This is a genomic window from Flavobacteriales bacterium, from assembly GCA_021739695.1.
Classification (GTDB): Bacteria; Bacteroidota; Bacteroidia; order UBA10329; family UBA10329; genus UBA10329.
Map to the genome: position 1 here is coordinate 14,845 of JAIPBM010000019.1, position 20,777 is coordinate 35,621.

Consider the following 20,777-nt stretch of genomic DNA (forward strand, 5'->3'; position numbering starts at 1 on the left):
AGTCGTTTGTTCACCTCAATTTTTGTTTGAGGAAGATCTGCAGGTCCTTGTTTGAGCCGTAAAGCACCAAAATGTTGTCTTGTTCGAGTACAATATCGGCAGAAACCACACCTTGCACCTGTGATTCAATCTTGTTTTTCCCTAAAACACTTTTCACCTCAACCTTTTTGATAATGGTAAGCACCAATAAATTGAACTGCTTACGAAACCCTACCTCCCTTACTGACCTACCAACATAATCAGCAGGAACTTTTGCTTCGATAATGCTGTAATCATCGTTTAATTCGAAGGAATCTACCACATTGCTCAAACACAATTTCTTGGCCCAACGCTCGGCTGTTTCTTCTTCTGGGTGCACAATTTCGTCTACACCAATGGCCCGCAATACTTTCTCGTGAAGCGGATTGATGGCGCGACTTATCAAACGTTTTACTTCCAGATTCTTAAAAAGTGCCGTGGTCATGATATTGGCTCCTTGGTCTTCGCCAATAGCTACAAGCACGATATCGGTGTCTTTCAATGGAAGGCCCGAAACGGTAAACTCGTCTGTGGAATCCATGCAAATGGTATGCGATATCTTTTCCTTGTAAGCATCCACCTTGGTCATACTGGTATCAATTCCAATCACCTCATTGCCCTGTTGTGTCAGTTTTTGGGCAAGGGATGCGCCAAAATTTCCAAGACCTACAATTATGTATTTCATTCTTAACTGATTTAATTTATGGTCACTTCCTCTTTCGGGTACCGGTAGTTTTTATGCTTCACTTTCTTGAAAACAGCAATTACCAGAGACAACATGCTGATACGGCCTACGAACATTACGATGATGACCACCAGCTTACTGGGACTGCTCAAGGCGCTGGTAATTCCTAAACTCAGACCAGTGGTACTGTATGCCGAAAAACATTCAAACGCTATATCCAACAATTCCTTTTCGCGATCAAAATGAGCGATGAGCATAATGGCAAAACCAATGACTATCAGCGATAATGATATGATGGCAAAGGCTCTTCGCACCGAAATATCCGCTATTTCCCTTCTGTAGATCTCTATGCGCGACTTTCCTTTTGCCAGACTCAGAATATTGAGTGTGGCAATGGCAAAGGTGCTTGTTTTAATACCTCCACCTGTCGATTGAGGCGAAGCCCCGATCCACATCAATAGAAAGACCATCATCTGCGTTGGAAACGCCATGGCTGCTGTATCTATGGAATTGAAGCCTGCGGTTCTTGGCGTTGTGACTCCGAAAAGTGTAGTCACCATTTTTCCGAAACCATTATGTTGGGCCAAGGTGTTGTTGTATTCAAGAATATAGAACATGATGAACGCCACGAAGGTGATGGATAGCGTAGTGAACAGCGTAATGCGGCTGTTCAGGTTCAGTACCCATGGCTTGTATTTGCTTCTTCGAGATGAGAATAAGGTGATGACCTTGTACTTCAGGAATTTAAGGATGTTGACCACAATAGGGAATCCCAATCCACCTAGTACGAACGTAAAAATGACAACCAATTGGAGGTAATAGTTGAATCTGAAACCGTCCTCGTAGAAACTATTGGACAAGGTGGAGAACCCTGCATTGCAAAATGCCGATATGGCATGAAATGCAGAGAAAAAGAGCTGTTCTGACTGCGACTGGAAATTGCTCGAGTCGATGCTTGAATAGATCAACATTCCTGACACCATCTCAATGCCGAAGGTTATTAGAATGATGTTTTTGAGAGTTGAAAATACTTCGGCCATTTTTTCGGAGCTCGTCATGTCTCCCAATGCGAGTTGGTTCTCGTAAGTGGTTCCACCTTTAAAGAAGTAGCTGAAATAACTGGCAAAGGTCAAGATGCCCAAACCACCCACCTGAATAAGTATCATGATGATGGTCTGACCGAAAACGGTGAAGTGCGTACCTGTATCCACCACAGCTAAGCCTGTTACACAGACAGCACTTGTTGAAGTGAACAGAGCATCTAGGTACGATATACCGTCATACGTTGCTTTGGGCAACATCAATAGTGACGAGCCAAACAGAATGATGGCCAGAAAACTGAGAATGAAGAGTTGTGCCGGATTTAAAAATGCCCGATTGAAGTTGATCCTTATCTCAGAAAACTCGCGTATGAAACTGAAAACCACCGCAATATGAATCCAGATGGGATTTTCAAGAAGCAGATCCGTTTCGAAGGGAATACCTACAAACAGATACATATAAAAAATCCATAAGGTGAAGGAAACTGAAAGGAGGTCGAAGACAATTACTTTTCTATCGAACGAACCTACCTTTTTGATGTAACGCGTGAAGGTGGATATAATGCCTATCGCAAGGACGATGAAGTAAAAATCATCCAGAAGCTGTTGGTAACCTTCAGATTGCGCAAACCCAAAGTCTGAAATAATGGCAAAGAGTCCAATAAGGCTGATCCAAAATGTAATTCTGAAAAACAGGTTTATATCGAACTTCATTCACTTCAGATTTCTTGCTGCCACATCTTATTGGGAAGTGCAACTCGCCACGCTTTCAGTCTGCATAACTCGGGACAAAAGTAGAAAGGGCTTGCTTACCATGGTGTTATTGCTTGTTTTTCCTGCAAACAATTGTTGCAATATCTCCACACTCCATTTCTTAGTTCCTTTTTCCTTAGCCCTTATCAGCTTTAGGCTGGTCATAAAAAAACTTCCCACCCGTATTGCTACAGATGGGAAGAGCTAATAACTGGGAATTGAGAAGTACTATTCTGCTTCCAGCACTTCAATTCGTTGCAGCAGCTGATCGATCAACAACTGTTGGGCCTCCATTTTCTGGTTCTGTTCTTGCATGGCCTTTACCATAATGGGAACAAGGCCTACGTAATTCACTGCTTTAAAATCAATGGATTCGATGTTTTCTTTAGAAACCAACCCTTGCTCAAAGCTTTCCACATCTTCAAAATGATTGGCTTTTACCAATTGAGGATAGATCTGCTCTAGATCCTGAGCCATGATACCTACCTGCTCTCCCTTTGGTAAACTCATTTTTCCATAGATGCCGTCCGTTCGATACGTGTAGGTTTTTACAGGCAGTGCTGTGATCGTTGCCAATGCAGTACGGTAATCTTTGATATTGGATTTCAGATCGGCATCTGATGGCAGGTAAGATCCTGTTGTGTAAACATCACCGAGAAAATAACCGCCCCAGTTTGTTCCAGTACCAACTGCGTTGCCATAAACGGCATAGGCAGCATTGCTTGTACCTCCTGCAAAGCCATAAACCCCATAGCGCGTGTTGGTTCCGCTCATAGATGCCTCACCACGCACGCCATACCAGCCTCCTTCTCCTCTTACACCAAAACCATAATAAGCATTGACCACATTACGTCCAAACACGCCAACCACATCGGCAAATCCAGTATGGTTAGCTTCGCCATGTATTACATGGGTTGTTGTGCTGGCCACATTATTGGTGAAATAACCTGCATAATCTCCCTCAGTGGCCGCCACATGCAACTTCCCTATAGGAGTACTTGTTCCTATTCCAACATTTCCGGTGGTCCGTTCTATCATCAGTCGTTCAGCTACACCTAATTCAAGAATTCGAAAATAATCACCTGCGTTGTTGTTACCGATAAGCCACATCCCAGAACCAGCCTTATATAAACGCAAAGCGGCATCACCATCTGCTGCATCAATATCTACCACACTGTAATTTGCGCTGGATTTAGAGCGGATACCTGTACTTCCACTGTGATACACATCCAATTTATAATTAGGAGAACTTGTTCCCATACCTACATTTCCTGTGGCGTTGATCACCATCCTATCTGTAGCCGAACTATAATCTCTGAAAATAAGCTTATTTGGACCTGTGCTTGCCGAACTGTTGGTGGCACTTATGGTCCATGACTTTGTTTCGCCATGCAGCATTATTGCTGGGCCCGTGGTTGCACCCGTATTCTTAATTCTCAGACCGCCTGTTATTGTTCCGTCTGTTACAATTTCAAGTTTACTCGCAGGAGCGGAAGTTCCTATTCCGACATTGACACCATCATCAAAGATCTGCGAATTGCCTAAGGCGGTTGCCGCGGTGAATTTTGAGATGTAATTCTCTGTTCCGTTGGCGTTGGCAGAACCGGCAGGCCCCGTTGGACCTATTGGTCCTGCTGGACCTACTGGACCTGGGTTTGCAGCCGTTTCTGCATAAAGTGCATAAGGAACTGACAGTAACTGAGATGTACCCATGCTTTGGTAAGTGGTACCACCTGTGGCATCCAGGCCTATTTCTATGTAATAGACGCCACCCGACCACGATATGGCCGCCATATTGGCGAAGGTGGGCGTTCCATCTCCAATTACAAGATTGAACAGGCCGAATGCATTGGTGGTTACCGCATGCGTTTCTTCCATCACCGTAATGCCCGAAGGCGAAGAATGGTGAATAGTGACCTTTACTCCAATGTTCTGATCAGGAATAACGTTTCCTAGGCTGTTTCGGGCCACGCCCTGATAATTGAATTTCTGTGGGGTCTGTGCCGATGCAAAAAGCGCGGCAAAAACAAATAGTAGAATGCTCGAAAAAGTTTTCATGATCGTTAGGGTTTGTGTAGGATAAAGTTGAGTTGCTACCCCGAAACAAATAATGACCATGGTCAGAAAGATGGATGAGGTTTGAAAGCCCCTTACCTATTTGGTTCCGTATTCTTGTTTCTGCTGAAGACAAGCACGAAAAATATGGAACGAGATATGAGAAAAAGGAGATGCTTCTGTTGTCTTTGACGGGTTCAAGGCAAACGCCACCACGGTAAATAATCGTGGGACTTGCATGCATTTCGTACCATAAATAGCCAGATGCTGTGCTTTTTTAGCATATTTATCAGAATGATATTCTGCTTATAAATGAAAGGCTATCAATTGATGTTGGAAGCCCTTGAACGTCCATAAGTTGAAAACCGATAAAACCGACCACAGCCCACCTTAAATAACCATGAAGTACTTCTTAACCGGACTTTTACTCCTAGTCCTTTTGTCTGTAAAAGCTCAGGTAAAGGTTTCTAACGACACGCTTCATTGGAATTCGAACAGACCACTTTCTTGGAACGACTTTAAGGGACAGCCAGAGGAAGGAGGAACTTTAAAAGGCCAAATTCTTTGTTTGAATCTTGGAGGTTTTCAACGACAAAGCGCCCATCACCAAATACACTTCAATATTGTGAGCGTATTTGACCGAATGAATTCTTGGATGCCCGTAAAGGACCGGACGGATGCTGGTCTCAACTATTTCCAAGTGATGTTCAACATATACGAGGTGCATGCGCGGAAAATGCGAGAGGCGTATGCACTAAGCCGAACAAGTACTAATCCTGATGCCGAATTTCAAGAAAAGTATAGCCATTCTGCCAACGACCGATCTGCCGAACTCGAGCAATTCAAAACGGAAACCAAGCTTGGTATGGATACCACGGCACTGGTCACTTGGAGATTGAAAGTGGATGAGGAACTGAAGGCTTTGGAAGCCTATGGGCAATGAGTGCCTTTGTTAACGGCAGGCGCTGGCGAGCGTTTTTTCCTTTTGGGTAAAGATCACTTTCAATCTTCTTACAACTCCATCCACTTTCCTTCCCGTTCTGTGGCGTCCCAAATCTTGAGGTCGAGTTTTTGAGCAAGATCTTTGGCGAAAACAAGTGCTTCCCCCACTTTTTCCGTTTCAAACACGCGGATGCGTTTGTTCTGCTCTGTGGCCAGATTAACTTGAATGACTGTCTGTGTGGTGGTTATGCTTGCGTTTGACCGTCCGTAGGTTGAGCTAACGAGCTTGGTTTTAAAAACAGAAACACATTTGATTTCTGGCAATGGTTCCCATCGACCAAATCCTTGCGGCCCTAAAGCGCTTATCATTCGATAGGTCCTTTCCTTATAATTCACTTCAATTCCGTTTTGATACGCAAGAAGTCCGCCAGCTCCTAGGGCCATCATCACTCCAAAGAACGGAGAGTAAGCAAGTCCGCCAATACTAAATATGGCAGCAAGTATACCCATGATCTTCATTGGCATGGGTTTGTCTCGCCTGTATAGGAATCGATATATGTTTGTTTTCATTAACTATCTGTTTGGGTGTTTGGTTTAATTATGTGCTAAAATATGCTACATCGTTTCTCCTTTAGTTAGCTGGTGGCTTAGAAAGCCGCTACAAACAATTCGTAGCAACTTTATTTATGGAGATCTTTCTCCGATCAGGTATCGGATTCGCAGAACGAGCTTTCGAATATTTTGTTCAGTGTGCGGTTTTATGTTATAACAAAAGTATATTTACTTCTCAACAACAATTCAAAACCACGACAAGAAATTTTAGCTTATTTGTTGCCGTCCTATTCGTTTGGTCGGCAAGTTTCGGCCAATCTGCTTCTTCTGAGAACGGAATCGATAGGCTTCGGGCCAAGCACAGAAAAGCGACTGAATTAAGACTTGACCAAACCTTGAACGACCTGCCTGTTGATACAGACTGCAGCACTTGCGGTGGTGGGTCTAATACGGACGATGGCGTTTTTGGTGGTGGCACCATTTACCTTACAGATACACTTAGCTGCGGCACTTGGGATACCGAATTAAGTGAATGGTACCCTGGCAATAGACAGATAACCACCTACAATACGGAAGGCTCTGCCACTTATTTTGAAAGTCAGTATTGGAATGGGGCTACTTACGAAAATCAATCAAACACTTCCTACACCTACGATGCCAATCAACGTGTGCTATCGGAAACAAATCAGCAATGGAATGGAAGCGCGTGGGAAAACAGCTTCAGAAGAATCTATATCTACGAAGCCAATGGAGCCATACTTACCGAAACCCAAGATAATTGGGATGCTGGTGCTTGGGTACATAGCACGTACAACGAATATGTCTATAATGGTTCCGGTTTCGAAACCAGCTCCACTTTCAGCAATTGGATTGGCGGAGCGTGGGAGACCAACAGTAGATACCTCTCTGAATATGACGGTAACAATTTCTTGGCCTCAAGCGAATACCAAGGTTGGACAGGAAGTGAATGGGTCGGTACTTTCATCGATCTCTACACCAACGATGCCGTGGGTAATGTGCTCGTTTACGAATCGCAATACTGGGATGGAACCATCTACTCCAACAATTATAGACACACATCAACGTATGATGTGAACGGAAATGAAACCTCTGGCCTAGACGAAAATTGGGATGGCACCCAGTGGCTGAACAGCTATCGGTCCTTTGCCACGTATGATGTGATGAGCCATCTACTCACCTACAATTCGCAATCGTGGGATGGCACGGAATGGATAGAAGAGTCATTCGAAACCTATACCTATAGTGCCACTGGAAAGATTCTTTCAGAAACCTATCAGGCTTGGGATGGGAATGCATGGCTTTATACCGATCAATACCTTCATACATATAACGCCAGCGATTATCAGATTCTTATGGAGCAGTTTGAATGGGACGGTATTCAATGGGTGCCCACGTATGAATCGAGCTACACCTTTGACGAAAATGATATCCGTACCATTTCGCTTACCCGCGATTGGGATGGCGATCAATTTGTAAACTCCGATATGTGCGAATTGACCTACGCAGCAATCCAAACAGGAGTGGCAGATGCTAATGCACCGAAGTTGTCGGTATATCCTAACCCAAGCAATGGGGTTTATAACGTTGTACTGCCCGATATGCAGCCTTATGGTCTGGTACTTACCGACCTTCGAGGTCGCGAGGTGTACAGCCTTCAGGCCCAAGGAAGAGCAACCATTGATATTGAGCACCTGCGGGCAGGAATTTACCTGCTACGTGGCACCCAAGGAGAAGCAAGCTCAGTTATCCGATTGATAAAACACTAAGCCTCAGCGCTAGGAATAAGCTAGCACTCGGAATAGAAGAATGAAAAAACCGCCCATCGCGCTTTAGTGCGATGGGCGGTTTTCTTTCCAGCACCTATTTGATTACGGAAAGCCGCTCTGCAAAGACAGCATTTTGTGCCTTTACTAGGACGAAGTAATTTCCAGCAGGCCAATTGGCGCTGATGTTTACAGTTGCTGTGCCATTCAATGGCTGTGTGTGCAGCACTTGCCCCAGTAGGTTTCTCACTTCCAACACACCTTCTACCCCAGCCTGCTCAAAACGGACCGTAAACTGATCAGAACCGGGGTTGGGATAAATGCCAAAATGAAGTGCTTCCTCCTCTTCCACCCCAAAAAATATGGTTCCTGCATTGATAACTGATGTGTTGGAGCCACAGGCATTGCTTACGGTAAGGGTTACCACGTGCGATTGGTTGTCGGTATAGGTATGCGCTGGTGGAAAGCGTTCGGCAGAAGTCGTTCCATCGCCAAAATCCCAGAGGTAGCTGTCGCCTTCAGAAATAGATGCGAAGAAGAATTGGTTGGGAGTGGGCCAAAAGTAAGCGCAAGCAAAGCCAGTTGACTCTGCGTAATAAGCGTTCTGGCGAGGAAAACGCTATCAGAACGCCACCTGCATCAAAAGCTTTAACTGAAACGAATTTATCAACCCGGCTCTATATCACTTCTTCGTTAGAATTGAGAGGTTCTGTTGGGGTAGTGGGAATTCTGGCGAAAATCTTATTGCTTCAAGAAGGTGGTATTTGCAATCTTCCAGCTTACCTTCATTTGCATACAGAACACCAAGCAGGTTTTGTGCAGCAGCGTAATAAGGAATATCATAGGTCTTGTTTGAGATATTCATGGAAGTAAACTCAACCTTGGAACCTGGAAGAGCAATTAACCTCAGTAATTCTGAACGGGCATCGGAATCACGGCCCAAATTGTAATACGCTTTGGCCAGTTCATAACTCCATTTAGGAGACTCGACCCGCTCTGTTATAAGTATCTCTCCAAAAAGAACCACATCGTTAAGTTTATTCAACAAGATGGCACTTGTCATTCCTACTTCCAAGGTCTTTTCAGTATTACGGAATTTCAAAAGATATTTCGATGTGGCCAACGCGCTGCCGTACTCCCCTGCTTTCAGGTAATATGTGGCAAGCGAATCATAGTACATCAGTTCATTGGTGTCGGCCGACATGAGCTTATAGGTTGCTTGAATGGCTGTGTTGTAATCATCCAAGGATTTTGCGCGATGAATAATGAAATTAAGTTGGTCATCGTTGGTAGAATCAAAATTCCTACACCCTACAAACAGCGTAAGAAGTACTGCATAAGTGCCTATTTTTTTCATGATCTAATCGAAGTATAAAATGTCTCTCTTGTGTAAATGTGTGTATTCAATGTCTGGTGTTATTAACCGTTCTATCCTATGCGTCCAGTTCCCAACTTCATCATAGTACCATTTGTTAAACTCAGTCATTCCTGCATCGGTAAGCAACTTTTCCGATTTAAGTCGACCGTCTGTAAAATACTGAAATGACCAATGAGATACCGTTGTGTTCCGTTCATCTGTCTTGGTTCTTTCCATTAACTGTCCTTGGTCGTTGTACAACCAATTTGATTCATAAAGAACGATTCCGTGTGCACACTTCTGTTTAAATGTAATCTGCCCTAGACCATTGAAAACAACCCATTCATAGTTCACCGTGTCCGGCAAACCATTTTTAAGAACAATTTTGAATTCGGAATAGCCATCAGGTTGGTAATAGACATATTTGGCATCTCTTAGTAAGAGCTGCTCACCTTCGTAACGGGTAAAGTTCTCGAGAGAAACGACAGAGTCATTCTCGTACCGTGTCTTTCTTCTTGACAAGAGGGAGCCTTCGTCATAGCTTATCTCATCGATAATCCTTTTTTTATCATCAAATGCCCGTTCAATGCGTTTTTCAACTTCGCCTTTCTGATCCACTTCCTCAAACACAGCCCACTGGTTGCCAAAGCCTAGGTACTCATAGGTGAACTTTCCCTTGTACACATCATTTCCGTCAAACCGATTAACTTTTTTCAGTCTGCCCACGGTGTCATGGTCATACCTTAGTATGTCACTGATCTGAAGACCATCTCTTTCCTTCAAGTATTTTATCTGTTCGATAAACAGCCCGGAAGATGAGTAGCTGTAATAGTTGAGCGCTACCGTAACGGAGTCGTCTTCAATGCGTTCGTATTTCAACAGGTTCTGATGATTGTCGTAACTGATAAGTTTTCGCTTACATTCCAGGCCGTACATGTTGCAGAGAGACCTTTCGGTCATATATCCGTTTTTATCGAATACGAGCTTACTAGGCCACCGATTAGCGTTTATCTCTGCATCAATTGAAAACGTATCTCTCGAAACATGTGCATTAAACATTCTGTATTCTACCTGTTTAACCGCACCGAGCAGCTTATAATTCCGAAGAATTTCTATATTTCCAGCATCATCATGTTGACCGAAAGATGATGTAGGGAATACAAATGCAAACAGAAGAGATGGGTACATCCAATACAGGCTTCTTCTAATCATGAATCGTACAATCATAAATCTATGGTATAGGGTCGAATCGGTTTTATTTACAGAACATACTGTTGTACCCATTAGCGTGTTCCGAATTCTGTGGGGAATACTCATGTCTTTCAACTTTTTTGAAGCGCTAACTGCCCGTGGCGAGTACAGGTATTTTAACACCGTATTTCATTTCAGGTACCCTGGATTCGAGTTTATTCCTGTTTTAAATGACCAATGGTTATTGGTTGTCTTTGCTGTAGGACTCATAACATCCATCTTTCTTCTATTCGGATATTTTTATAAAGCTGCATCTGTTGCTCTTTTTATCGTTTACCTCTATGTCTTTTCCATCGACCAGGCGTACTTCAACAATCACTACTATTTCTATTGCTTGGTTAATCTGTTCTTTCTGTTCGTTCCTGCAAATCAACACTTCTCGCTAGATCATTTTTGGAGAAAGACAAAACCAATTAAAACCTATCGGTGGATGTTGCTATTATTTCAGTTGCAGATCTGTATCGTTTATTTCTATGGCGGTGTATCAAAGCTTCTGAATCCAGAATGGCTTTCCGGTTTGGCTGTCAAAACCTTGTATACCAATATATCGAATCGACTTGAATGGGGATTAGGACAAGATGAACTTACAATTGTAGCGTTAATCGTAACCTTCGGGGGCTTGATCTTTGACCTATTAGTACCGTTCGGGTTGATGGCAAAAACAAGATGGATCAAACTACTCTCCTTTTGCTTCATATTCTTCTTCAATATAAGTAACGCCATCACTTTACAGATCGGTACATTCCCCTTTGCCATGATGGCATCTGTTGTCTTGTTCGTGTTTCCTGCACCACAAGGTCATTTTCGAATTACACAAGCAGTTGAAAAGAACAAATCCTTGGTTATTGGGCTTATCGCGATCCATTTCGCATTTCAATTAATTTTTCCACTCAGGCATTTGGTCGTTAATGGGAATGTGTTTTGGACAGGCGAGAGTAAGATGTGGAGTTGGCACATGATGTCGGGTGGTAGCGACATCAGCGCTGCATTTTTCTTGGCAGAACGAGATGAAAAGGACCAAGTGCTGCAGTGGCACGAATTGGACCCCTCAAAGTTTCTGAATAAGACCCAGCTTAGAAACTTAGGCAAATATCCTGCACTTATTCCACAATTTGCAAAATTCTTAAAGCGTGAGGCCGAGCTTGCCGGAATGACCAATGTGGCGGTATATGCAGATATACTTGTGTCTCGGAATGACAAACCTTATCGTTTTATTGTACATCCTGAGCAGGAATTGTCAGGATTGAAATACAATGTTTCTTTAAAACACAACAATTGGATATTGTTATATAAGGAGGAGAATCAACGATTGTATCATCGATAGCAACCATATAACTCAACTGCTACAACTTCCTTATTCAACTTTGATTATCCACACAACAGACATATTGGTTACCCTGGTTTCAACGCCTTCGTTCTTAAATCGCATCCTGTCATTGGAGTAGTACTGCTGAAACCAATCTGTATACTCTCCATCATCATCAAGTTGACGAGTATTAGCGCCCCCATCATCGGCATCTTGATTCACTTCATAAAAGTTATTTGAGGCATCTGTCTCAAACACACCACTTGAAGTGTGACCTCTTAAAAAATGCCCTTTTGATGCATCTCCAGATTTAGAAGTTGTACCTCCGTTGAGGTTTGGAATGGTTATGCCATTTCTTGAGGACGGGCTTCCATCACATTCTTCCCAACCTGATGGCAATGTGCCAGCCCCCCCATTTTTGTGCCACGCAACAATGGTTCCTAATGGCACACCAGCGGACCAAGTGGCGGTTCCATCCGTGCTGGTGGCGGTAAGTACGTCTCCAACTTCTGGGCTACCACCTCGAATTCTTACAGAGCCATTAACGTCTAACACTTCGGTTGGAGCCGTGGTTCTAATTCCTACACGGTCTTCAACAACTAGCCAACCATCTGCTAGGTCACTCCAAGTACCATCATTGTAATTTCCAACAACAACGCCACCGTTGTAGAACTGCCAAGCTCCGTCTCGCCCAAGTAATCGATACTTGTCATCGGAACCCCCGGTGTCATCATCCCAATCTTGTAGGTAAAACCCTTTTACTTTTCTTACAAAGCCGTCATTCACACTTACACTACCTCCCGCCACCGTTTCTAGCGTATATGCAGGTGTGGTGGTTCCAATTCCTACTCTGTTTGCAGAGGCATCCATGTGGAATGTGCCTCCATCCATTTGAACGTCACCAGCGTTGTCAGAGTTAAGGAACAGGGTTGCATTTGTATTGGTGATAATCTCATTGTCGTCTATTCTCAGGCTGTTGCCAATTTCAAGAACTCCAGAACCAGCTGTACCAGAGGCATCGGTAGTCGCTAAAATCTCCACTCTTCCTCCGTCTTCAAATCGTACGCGTTCTGTTGCACCATCCATGACACGCATGTCGCCAGTGCCATTGAGGTTAAAATCCATGTTGTAGCTACCTTGAGTAATAGTGGTGGCCTGTGTAAGCGTACCGCCCAAACGAACCGTAGCAGGTGCCGTTTCCGTAAGTCCGTTCTCTACGGTCATTATGCCTGTTGGGTCGCTCCAGCTTGGTGCAGCCGCTCCGTTGGTTCTCAATATCCGCCCACTTGTGCTTGAGGCAAGACGTACCCAATCCGTGCCATTATAGTACATCATATCGCCAATGGTATTGCCGCTAAGGTTAATGTCGGTGCCATCAACGGCATTGTCTGAAATGGTTGTTACGTTACTATTGGCCGCTGCAGTCACATCTCCCGTAAGCGCAGCACGTTCAAAACTGTTGCCATTCAGCGTAATGCTGGTACTGCCTGTTCCTTCAAACAAACGATTCCATCCACTACCATTGTAAAGGTAGTAACCGGGCGTGTTGTCGGTCTGATAGATAAGCAGACCTTCGGCCGGACTGGCAATGTTGCCTCTATTGACGAGGGTCATTCTTGGGGCCAAGAAACCACCGTAATCATTGGCTGTTGTACTCTGTAACCGACCAACTTCCAATGTGGCAGAAGGGTGCCGCGTAAGCGTTTCACTCGGATCGATAAGTACACCATCATCCTGAGCAAGAGACAATTTTGCAAACAGAAGTGTAGCGGCAATAATTGGGAGAATTTGTATCGTTTTCATTTTAATCATCAATTAACTGGCAAAGAAAGTAAAATTATATAAGGTATTTGATTAATATTCTAATAACCGCCAGCAATAGTGCAATAACGAAATATCTACAATAAATGTAGTGGTTTTAATATGAAATTAAATGTAACATAGTTAATAATTCAATTAAAAATGAGGTTGATCATTTTAATAAAATCAAATTAGATGATTGTAAGAATATTACAGATACGAATTGGTAAATCAATTTAACTATGTTATTATTACTTTAGCGGAAATTGGCATCTCAGACTTCTCGATTCAATGGTGTTGCTTCAATTCTACTACATTGATCAAGACGTCTATATAAGAATGACAAAAAGCACAAGCAATGTCATCTGATTCCAAATATTGCTTTCCGAAGCTTTCAACAAAAGGTCTTTGAGACCGTATGGTTATACCGATCTGTAACTGACTATTTATCGAAATTGATGATCGAGGAAAATGAAAGAGCCGCCCAAAGGCGGCTCTTTCAACTCTACTCTATTTCAAATTTGTTATTCCGAAGCTATCGGATAAATGATGCGCGCAAGCCACTTACTGGTTTCGGGCTCTGCCTCTGGATCGGTTATGTATTCTTGTATGGCAAAGCCTACCAACTTCACCCCATTGGCGTTGCTTTAGTCCTCTAAGACATCGTGGGCTGGGCCTACTTCATCGTAATTGTAATAATACTCAATAAGCAGGGCTTTCCCTGCCGCGTACTGTCTGAATCCTATTTCATCCGTTCCGACCACTTCCCCTGCAATAAGAATGGCCGCGGCCATGGTGGCCAAGGTGTTTCCATTTCCAGTATCCACCGAATAGTTCATACCCGGATTCTGTAGAAAACCCATACTTCCGTCACTATCAGCAGGAGCTATAACGTTATTGACGTCTAAAAAAGAGTATGCAGACTGAATGCATTGCGCCAAAGCATGATTGCAAAGGGCGGCACAGAATAGAAAGTTTAGAATGTTTTTCATGACAGATGCTCTCTGAACCCAAAGGTTGACATTCCTCGAACCTTCAACTATGTTTTCATAACCATCTAGTAGGCTATAATTACAGGTTTACGCCCCCATACCAAATACCTCGCATCAATTACTTCACTAAGCATCCATTCAGCTACTATTTGAACAGGAATTGATGATGTATATAAGAGTGGGATGTGCATTATTTCAAAGGTTTGAACCGAGAGCGCTTGTCGCAGCTCACACCTTCATCTCCTCATCTCTTGATCACCTCATTCCCATTTTCCTCTATTTTTTTTTCTCATTTTTCCTTTTCCCCAAATGGCTAATTTGCAGCCAAATCCTTTGTCATGCCTAACGTAAAGACACTTGTACTGAATCAAACACAGGTCAACCAGAAAATAGACCGCTTGGCCTTTCAGATCTACGAGAACCATTACAACGAAACAGAGATCATTATTGCCGGTATTGCAGGCAATGGTTTCATACTTGCTAAGCTGTTGAAGGAGCGCTTGGCAAACTTCACCAACATGAAGGTGACCCTTGTGCCCGTAAACGTGAACAAGGAAGACCCATTGGCCATCAACGCCTTTGTACAACTCGAAAAGGCCGAAGCCGAAGACAGGGTGGTTATTTTGGTGGATGATGTGCTTAACAGCGGCAAAACGCTGATCTATGGCATTCGTCACTTTCTACAAGTGCCACTAAAAGCTTTACGTACTGTGGCCCTTATAGACCGCGACCACAAACGTTTTCCTGTGAAGGCAGACTACGTTGGGCTATTACTGAGCACCACGCTCAAAGAACACGTAAAAGTGGTATTGGAAGGCGAAATGGCCGTTTATTTGGAGTGATTGACCATTCCTACCAACTCATCCATGTCTAAGTTGATGCCATTTATGGTCCACGTGGCGCGCTTGTAAAAAGGCTCGCGCTTCTTTAGCTGAAAAGTCACTTTCTCCAGCATCTTATCTTCCTTCATCCCTTTCAGAATAGGACGTTCCTCTTTGCTGGAAGACACACGGTCTACCACCGCCTTGGGCGTCATCTCCAGGTAGATGGTCACACCTGCTTGGTTCATCTCATCCATCGATTCGAAGTAGCACGGAGTGCCGCCACCGCAGGCCATCACATAATCGTCTTTCTCTATCCACTTGCGCAATTCCTCCTGCTCCATTTTCCGAAAGGCCTTCTCCCCTTTTTCCTTGAATATTTCGGGAATGGACATGCCAGCCGTCCGCACGATCTCTGCGTCAAGGTCAACAGATTTGAGCCCCAGCTTGGTAGCCAACTTTTTTGCAGCCGTAGATTTACCACTGGCCATATATCCTACTAGAAATACCTTCATGTTGATTTGCGATAGACGATTTATGATATTCGATTTGCGATTTCAGCGCACAGACCGTTTTAAATGCCTTCACACTGAACTTGTTTCAGGGTCTAAGCCCATTATTGATAGATGCTGAAACAAGTTCAACATGACCAGATTTTCTGTTTTTTGTAAGCGGTTATTGCACTCAAAGTTCCCCTCTACGTTTCTTTTTTCTTTTTTCCTTAAAGCTAATACCTCAGGCCTTTCAGCAATCAGCAAAAGCATCAAATGCCAGCCCTTCCTAATTCTTAATCCTAAACTAATCCCCCGGCCTCCGGCCACCCCCTTTTTAAGGGGGAATTGCGCTCCCAACTCACAGTGAAAAGGAACTCCACGTTTCCCCTCTTCGTTTTTCCTTTTTCCTTAGAGCTAATACCTAAGGCCTTTCAGCTATCAGCAAAAGCATCAAGCGCCTGCCCCATTCTTAATTCCTAATTATTCATTCCAAACAAATCCCCCGGCCTCCGGCCACCCCCTTTATAAGGGGGAATTGCGCTTCCAACTCACAGTGAAAAGGAACTCCACGTTTCCTCTCTCCGTTTTTCCTTTTTCCTTAAAGCTAATACCTAACTCCTAAAACCTATTTAGGAAGATCCCCTTCCTTATCAATCGCTTTGATGACCATGCCATCAACGAACGAAGGCAGCAGTTTGCTCAGATAGTAGGAAAGTTTTCCCTGTGTGGTAAGCACTACGCGCTTCTTGCGCTTTTGCACTCCATGGTAAATATGGTCGGCCACTTCTTCAGAGGTCATCATCTTCGATTCGTCCCTTGGCGATTCGCCCTGAGAACTACCATCGGCCACCAAGGCCGTTTTGCGGATGTTGCTCTCCGTGTACCCTGGACACACGATCATGACGTGCAATCCCGTGTTGTGATTCTCCAAACGCAAGGCACTCAGAAAGCCTTCCATGGCAAACTTAGAAGCCGAATAACCGCTACGCCCTGGCAATCCTTGATACCCGGCCACAGACGAAATCCCAACCACGGTCCCCTTGTACTTCAGCAATTGCTTCAAGGCATACTTGGTGCAATACACCGTGCCGAAGAAGTTCACCTCCATCAACTGGCGCATCACCGAAATATCCACATGCTTGAAGAACGCACGCATGCTGATGCCTGCGTTATTGATGAGTACATCAATCCGCCCGTATTTGTTCAGCGTTTCGTTGATCATACGCACACAGTCATTCTCGCTGGCCACATCGCCCTGCACCGCCAATACTTCGATGTTCTTGTTCCGGAGCTCCGCTGCTGCCGCTTGCAGATTCTCGGCATTTCTACCCGTGATCACAATACGGCCGCCTTCTCTGCCAAAACGCTCGGCACAGGCCTTTCCAATGCCCGAACTTCCGCCCGTTATCAGCACTACTTTATCCTTGATGAATGACATGCAGCAAACTTACTATTAAGTAATGGGATGGAATATGCCGATCAGGCAGGAATGGAACCCTCGCGAAGCATCTTCTTGTAATCGGAAGGCGTGTGGCCATAATGCTGCTTGAAAAGACTGTTGAAGGTAGACTTAGAATTGAAGCCGCAATCGTTAGCCAGTGCCATGATGGTGAGGTGATCATAATCGGGATTTGCCAACCTGCGTACCACGGCTTTCAGTCGGAATTCATTCACAAACGAGAAGAAATTCTTACCGATGTGAACGTTCAGTAATTCGGTCAATTCGTGCTTGGCCAGATTGATCTGAGCCGAAAGTTCTCCTAACGTCAATTCTGGATTGAGGTACGGGCGTTCCTCACTCATGTGTATGATCAATCGTTCTGTCAAAGCCTTAGCTTCCTCATCCGTAAAACGGGGTTTCACCTCTTTCTCATTGGGTTCTGAGCCCTTCAATTCGGCCTTATCTTCTTCAATGGCATATTCGTAGCGGAACAACGAAGGCTGCCGCAGACCAAAGTAGCTTACGGTGTAGGCAATAATGGTCAGTCCAAGGTGAGATAGCAGCGCGGTATCTAACATTTTCTTGAACATCATGGCATTGTAGGCACCGGCAACGATCACCACCAGACCGCTGAGGCTGAACAACAAGGCAATGAAGTTGAGCCAGAACAGCCGCAACCGGTTATCCTGATAACTGAACTGCGCCTGAATGTTCTTTCGGAAGTTGATGAGCTTGACGAACGTGAGTACCGTATAAGTGATGACCGAAGCGAAGAACACAATCGAGAAAGTGACGCGTACCCACAGGTATTCGTCCGGTTTCAGAAAGGTCTCATCCGAGAAATCGACCACATCCTGAAAGAACATGAAGTACGCCAGCGTGATAAGTACAAAAGGAAGAAAATGAAGCAGGTCCAACGGACGGAACCGCTTTCTATCTGCCACCAGATAGGTGGTGTAGAGATACAGAATAGGCCCGAAAGTAAGGGGAATAAGACCGAGCGAAAACTGCATATCGAAGAACTCTCCGTGCTCATTATTCAGAATAAGAATGATGAACTTGAAGGCAAAAACAAGCAAGCCACCCACCAATAGTTTATCGGGCAGGGTGACGCGTTTGCGCGTACCCAAGGCAAAGGCCGCAAAAAGCGATTGTGCCAGGCCGATGTACAATATGGCTTCCGAGAGGTTCATTTCAGGCCGTAGGAACTTGCATTGCTAAGAGGAGACCATATTTTGGTGCGTCCTAAAAAGAAAAGGATGCTGTAGTAGCCTTTCAGCTTCAGCTCTCCATCTTCCATATAGATCTTTCCGTTGTAATCGTTGCCGGTCTGGTAATAGTAGATACGTCCTTTTCTCCATGCGTCTACCCCGTCCCACACAAAACCTTCCAGCATATCTATGCCCAAGACCTTGCGCGAACGCAGCTTCACATCATCGTTCAGCACATCCCGCAGTTTACCTCCGAATGTCGGATCCAAAGAGTCTTTAAGCCACACGATGCGGCCATAAAACATGCTGTTCTTTTTATAGATCTCGATGATGGTTTCGTGCTCTTCATCCATCCATTTGCCTAAAATGGCATCGGGGTTTTGCGCCAAAAGACCAAAGCTGCACGCATGCAGCAGTACTAATCCAACAATTGCTATTCTGACCATGGTCGGCAAGGAAATGAAAATGCGCGAAAGATTTAAAAACTTGAAGTACGGATTAAATGATCAGACCAAAGAACCAATGATCTGTGATGTTCTAAAGCTATTTCTTATTGGAACGATAGTCATCGTGCAGGCCTTTTCCTTCAAGAATCTGAGCACGGTTCTTTTCAATGCGTTCCGCACGTGTCTTAGATTGCTTGGGTGCCGCAAAGAACAGAACATATCCGCGTTGCCTGCCTGGCGTCAATGCCTCAAAGGCAGCTTTGAAGGCAGCATCATCAGCCAGTTTCAGTTCTAACTCTTCTGGGTAGGCGAGTTCAGCCCGATCCTTCATGTCCACTTTCAGCCCCAACTTTTCCACTTCAATGGCTTCGTAGATGTAGGATCTGATAACCGTTTCTAAGTCTGCTATCTCTTGCACATTCGTAAATCGGAGTTGCCGCGTAGCCTGTACATTCTCCGTTTGCTGGATAAGCATGCCATTGGAATCACGCAGCAGCGACCCTTTGAAAAAACTCAGTGCACAGTATTCTTTGAAGGCGCTTAGCAAAACGATGTTGCTGTTCTGGTAGGTGTAGCACGGAATGCTCCATTTCAGCTCCTCGTTCAATCCGCAATGAAGCAGCATCTCTCTCAAAAGCACCAGTTCTTCGTGCCATCGATGAACCTTGCAGTCAGGAGTGCCGCCCAAGGAGCATCGACCACAGCCGTCACTCAGATATGTATCTACGAGGTGATTCATCAATTCAATGCACAAAATTAAGCGAGGATCTTAAAATCCTTCAAGAGGAATACAGCGCAAAAGCTTGTAGTGCTTGCAGCTGTTGCTGAATCGCATCCCTAAAAAATGTAATCCTTTGTGCAATAAACAACCTGAGCCGCAGTTTCGCGCGCTAAAGATCGAAACCGCACACAATTCGTTTTGACCAACATCAACGATCATTTTTTTTCCACCCTATTCCTTTGTCGGGTCAATTAGTCAAATCAATGGTCAGCGGACTGGCCAATTAAAAACTAAAACAAAGACAATGAGAAAATGGAAAGTAGCAGTATTAGCATTGGCCATTGCCGGTGCCACTGCAAACACAAGTAAGGCCCAACTTGCTGTTGGGGTCAAAGGAGGTGCAACGCTCAGCTCGATGTCGGGCAAGGCAGCTGCCGGTTCGGAAAAGGACATGCTATTCGGATATCAGTTCGGGGCGTTGGTCAACTATGGTTTTAGCAAAACATTCTCGCTTCAGCCAGAAGTGCTCTTCATTCAGAAAGGCGGAAAGACCTCGTCTAGCTCTACCAGCGATTACACGCAGGTAACGGCCAATTATTTGGAAATCCCAATTTTGGCCAAAGCCCAATTCGGTGGAGAAAAGTTTAAAGGCTATGCCGTTCTGGGGCCTTATGCCAGCTACTGGGTTGGCGGTCATACCAAGTCGAATGTGCTTGGAACCGAATCGAAAGAAAGCATCGATTTCGATAATAATATCGATGACGATGGTTACAAACAACATCGCTTTGACCTTGGTCTGAATGGAGGACTTGGAATGCAATATGCCGTTGGAAGAGGCAATGTGTTCTTAGATGCCCGTTATGGCTTCGGCCTTTTTGATACCAACAAGTATAAAACTGAACCGTCAGGCTACAAAACCCAAGCAAATCGTTCAATTCAACTTTCGTTGGGTTACACATTCAGGTTAAGTAAAGAAGGTTGATGATCAAATTGAATTAAACAGCCAGTCCGATCATTGCATCATCAGCCCCTCGGGGCTTTTGGTGTTTGTATCGAACAGAGTTACCATTCCCTTCCTGTACCTATCAAATAGTTTACCTTCATTTTT

19 protein-coding genes and 1 pseudogene are annotated in these 20,777 nt (G+C 44.4%); 5 read left to right on the forward strand and 15 right to left on the reverse strand.

What is annotated here, in order from left to right; all coding sequences use genetic code 11:
* Positions 1-10: 10 nt before the first annotated feature.
* From K9J17_12235 to K9J17_12245, 3 genes are all read right to left on the reverse strand, one after another.
* On the reverse strand, positions 11-703 hold the full coding sequence (locus K9J17_12235; GenBank protein MCF8277493.1) for a TrkA family potassium uptake protein: 693 nt from the start codon (positions 701-703) through the stop codon (positions 11-13).
* 11 nt (positions 704-714) lie between these two features.
* Positions 715-2,457, reverse strand: coding sequence for an ATPase (locus tag K9J17_12240; GenBank protein ID MCF8277494.1), 1,743 nt, complete (start codon positions 2,455-2,457; stop codon positions 715-717).
* A gap of 267 nt (positions 2,458-2,724) precedes the next feature.
* A complete protein-coding gene (locus K9J17_12245; protein MCF8277495.1) occupies positions 2,725-4,554 on the reverse strand; it encodes a tail fiber domain-containing protein in 1,830 nt (609 codons plus the stop codon).
* Between the two features lie 397 nt (positions 4,555-4,951).
* Here K9J17_12245 and K9J17_12250 point away from each other — a divergent pair, with 397 nt between their 5' ends.
* Entirely contained in the window at positions 4,952-5,494 is a 543-nt protein-coding gene (locus K9J17_12250) for a hypothetical protein (protein ID MCF8277496.1), read from the forward strand.
* Between the two features lie 68 nt (positions 5,495-5,562).
* On the opposite strand, the gene K9J17_12255 is transcribed toward K9J17_12250, so the two are convergent.
* Positions 5,563-6,063 carry a hypothetical protein gene (locus K9J17_12255; GenBank protein MCF8277497.1) on the reverse strand — a complete coding sequence of 167 codons (501 nt, stop codon included), beginning with the start codon at positions 6,061-6,063 and terminating at the stop codon, positions 5,563-5,565.
* Between the two features lie 377 nt (positions 6,064-6,440).
* On the opposite strand from K9J17_12255, the gene K9J17_12260 reads away from it, so the two are divergent.
* Positions 6,441-7,832: a T9SS type A sorting domain-containing protein gene (locus K9J17_12260; protein ID MCF8277498.1), complete on the forward strand. Its 1,392-nt coding sequence runs from the start codon at positions 6,441-6,443 to the stop codon at positions 7,830-7,832.
* Positions 7,833-7,926: 94 nt separating this feature from the next.
* On the opposite strand, the gene K9J17_12265 is transcribed toward K9J17_12260, so the two are convergent.
* The 4 genes and pseudogenes from K9J17_12265 to K9J17_12280 form a co-directional block, all read right to left on the reverse strand.
* Positions 7,927-8,256, reverse strand: a complete 330-nt coding sequence (locus tag K9J17_12265) for a T9SS type A sorting domain-containing protein (protein MCF8277499.1) — start codon at positions 8,254-8,256, stop codon at positions 7,927-7,929.
* Positions 8,233-8,355 (reverse strand): annotated as a pseudogene (locus K9J17_12270) (PKD domain-containing protein). The gene K9J17_12265 and the pseudogene K9J17_12270 overlap by 24 nt, the downstream one beginning before the upstream one ends.
* A gap of 156 nt (positions 8,356-8,511) precedes the next feature.
* Positions 8,512-9,186 carry a hypothetical protein gene (locus tag K9J17_12275; GenBank protein ID MCF8277500.1) on the reverse strand — a complete coding sequence of 225 codons (675 nt, stop codon included), beginning with the start codon at positions 9,184-9,186 and terminating at the stop codon, positions 8,512-8,514.
* 3 nt (positions 9,187-9,189) lie between these two features.
* Positions 9,190-10,398: a hypothetical protein gene (locus K9J17_12280; protein ID MCF8277501.1), complete on the reverse strand. Its 1,209-nt coding sequence runs from the start codon at positions 10,396-10,398 to the stop codon at positions 9,190-9,192.
* Here K9J17_12280 and K9J17_12285 point away from each other — a divergent pair.
* On the forward strand, positions 10,397-11,761 hold the full coding sequence (locus K9J17_12285; GenBank protein ID MCF8277502.1) for an HTTM domain-containing protein: 1,365 nt from the start codon (positions 10,397-10,399) through the stop codon (positions 11,759-11,761). The genes K9J17_12280 and K9J17_12285 overlap by 2 nt on opposite strands.
* 30 nt (positions 11,762-11,791) lie before the next feature.
* On the opposite strand, the gene K9J17_12290 is transcribed toward K9J17_12285, so the two are convergent.
* Both K9J17_12290 and K9J17_12295 read right to left on the reverse strand, forming a co-directional pair.
* The gene (locus K9J17_12290) at positions 11,792-13,546 is read right to left on the reverse strand and encodes a hypothetical protein (protein MCF8277503.1); all 1,755 of its coding nucleotides are present in this window, start codon (positions 13,544-13,546) and stop codon (positions 11,792-11,794) included.
* Between the two features lie 644 nt (positions 13,547-14,190).
* Positions 14,191-14,535, reverse strand: coding sequence for a hypothetical protein (locus K9J17_12295; protein ID MCF8277504.1), 345 nt, complete (start codon positions 14,533-14,535; stop codon positions 14,191-14,193).
* A 338-nt stretch (positions 14,536-14,873) separates the two neighbouring features.
* Between K9J17_12295 and K9J17_12300 the strand changes: the two genes are divergently transcribed.
* A complete protein-coding gene (locus K9J17_12300; GenBank protein ID MCF8277505.1) occupies positions 14,874-15,377 on the forward strand; it encodes a phosphoribosyltransferase in 504 nt (167 codons plus the stop codon).
* Here the strand turns inward: K9J17_12300 and K9J17_12305 are convergent.
* From K9J17_12305 to K9J17_12325, 5 genes are all read right to left on the reverse strand, one after another.
* The gene (locus K9J17_12305; GenBank protein ID MCF8277506.1) at positions 15,365-15,871 is read right to left on the reverse strand and encodes a shikimate kinase; all 507 of its coding nucleotides are present in this window, start codon (positions 15,869-15,871) and stop codon (positions 15,365-15,367) included. The genes K9J17_12300 and K9J17_12305 overlap by 13 nt on opposite strands.
* A 604-nt stretch (positions 15,872-16,475) precedes the next feature.
* Positions 16,476-17,288 (reverse strand): SDR family oxidoreductase, encoded by an 813-nt coding sequence (locus K9J17_12310; protein ID MCF8277507.1) that lies wholly within the window; start codon positions 17,286-17,288, stop codon positions 16,476-16,478.
* 41 nt (positions 17,289-17,329) lie between these two features.
* Entirely contained in the window at positions 17,330-18,484 is a 1,155-nt protein-coding gene (locus tag K9J17_12315; protein MCF8277508.1) for an AraC family transcriptional regulator, read from the reverse strand.
* Positions 18,481-18,948, reverse strand: coding sequence for a DUF2147 domain-containing protein (locus K9J17_12320; protein ID MCF8277509.1), 468 nt, complete (start codon positions 18,946-18,948; stop codon positions 18,481-18,483). Before K9J17_12320 ends, K9J17_12315 begins: the two co-directional genes overlap by 4 nt.
* 97 nt (positions 18,949-19,045) lie before the next feature.
* Positions 19,046-19,687: a DUF1801 domain-containing protein gene (locus K9J17_12325; protein ID MCF8277510.1), complete on the reverse strand. Its 642-nt coding sequence runs from the start codon at positions 19,685-19,687 to the stop codon at positions 19,046-19,048.
* A gap of 286 nt (positions 19,688-19,973) precedes the next feature.
* Between K9J17_12325 and K9J17_12330 the strand changes: the two genes are divergently transcribed.
* Positions 19,974-20,651, forward strand: a complete 678-nt coding sequence (locus K9J17_12330) for a PorT family protein (GenBank protein MCF8277511.1) — start codon at positions 19,974-19,976, stop codon at positions 20,649-20,651.
* Positions 20,652-20,777: the final 126 nt, after the last annotated feature.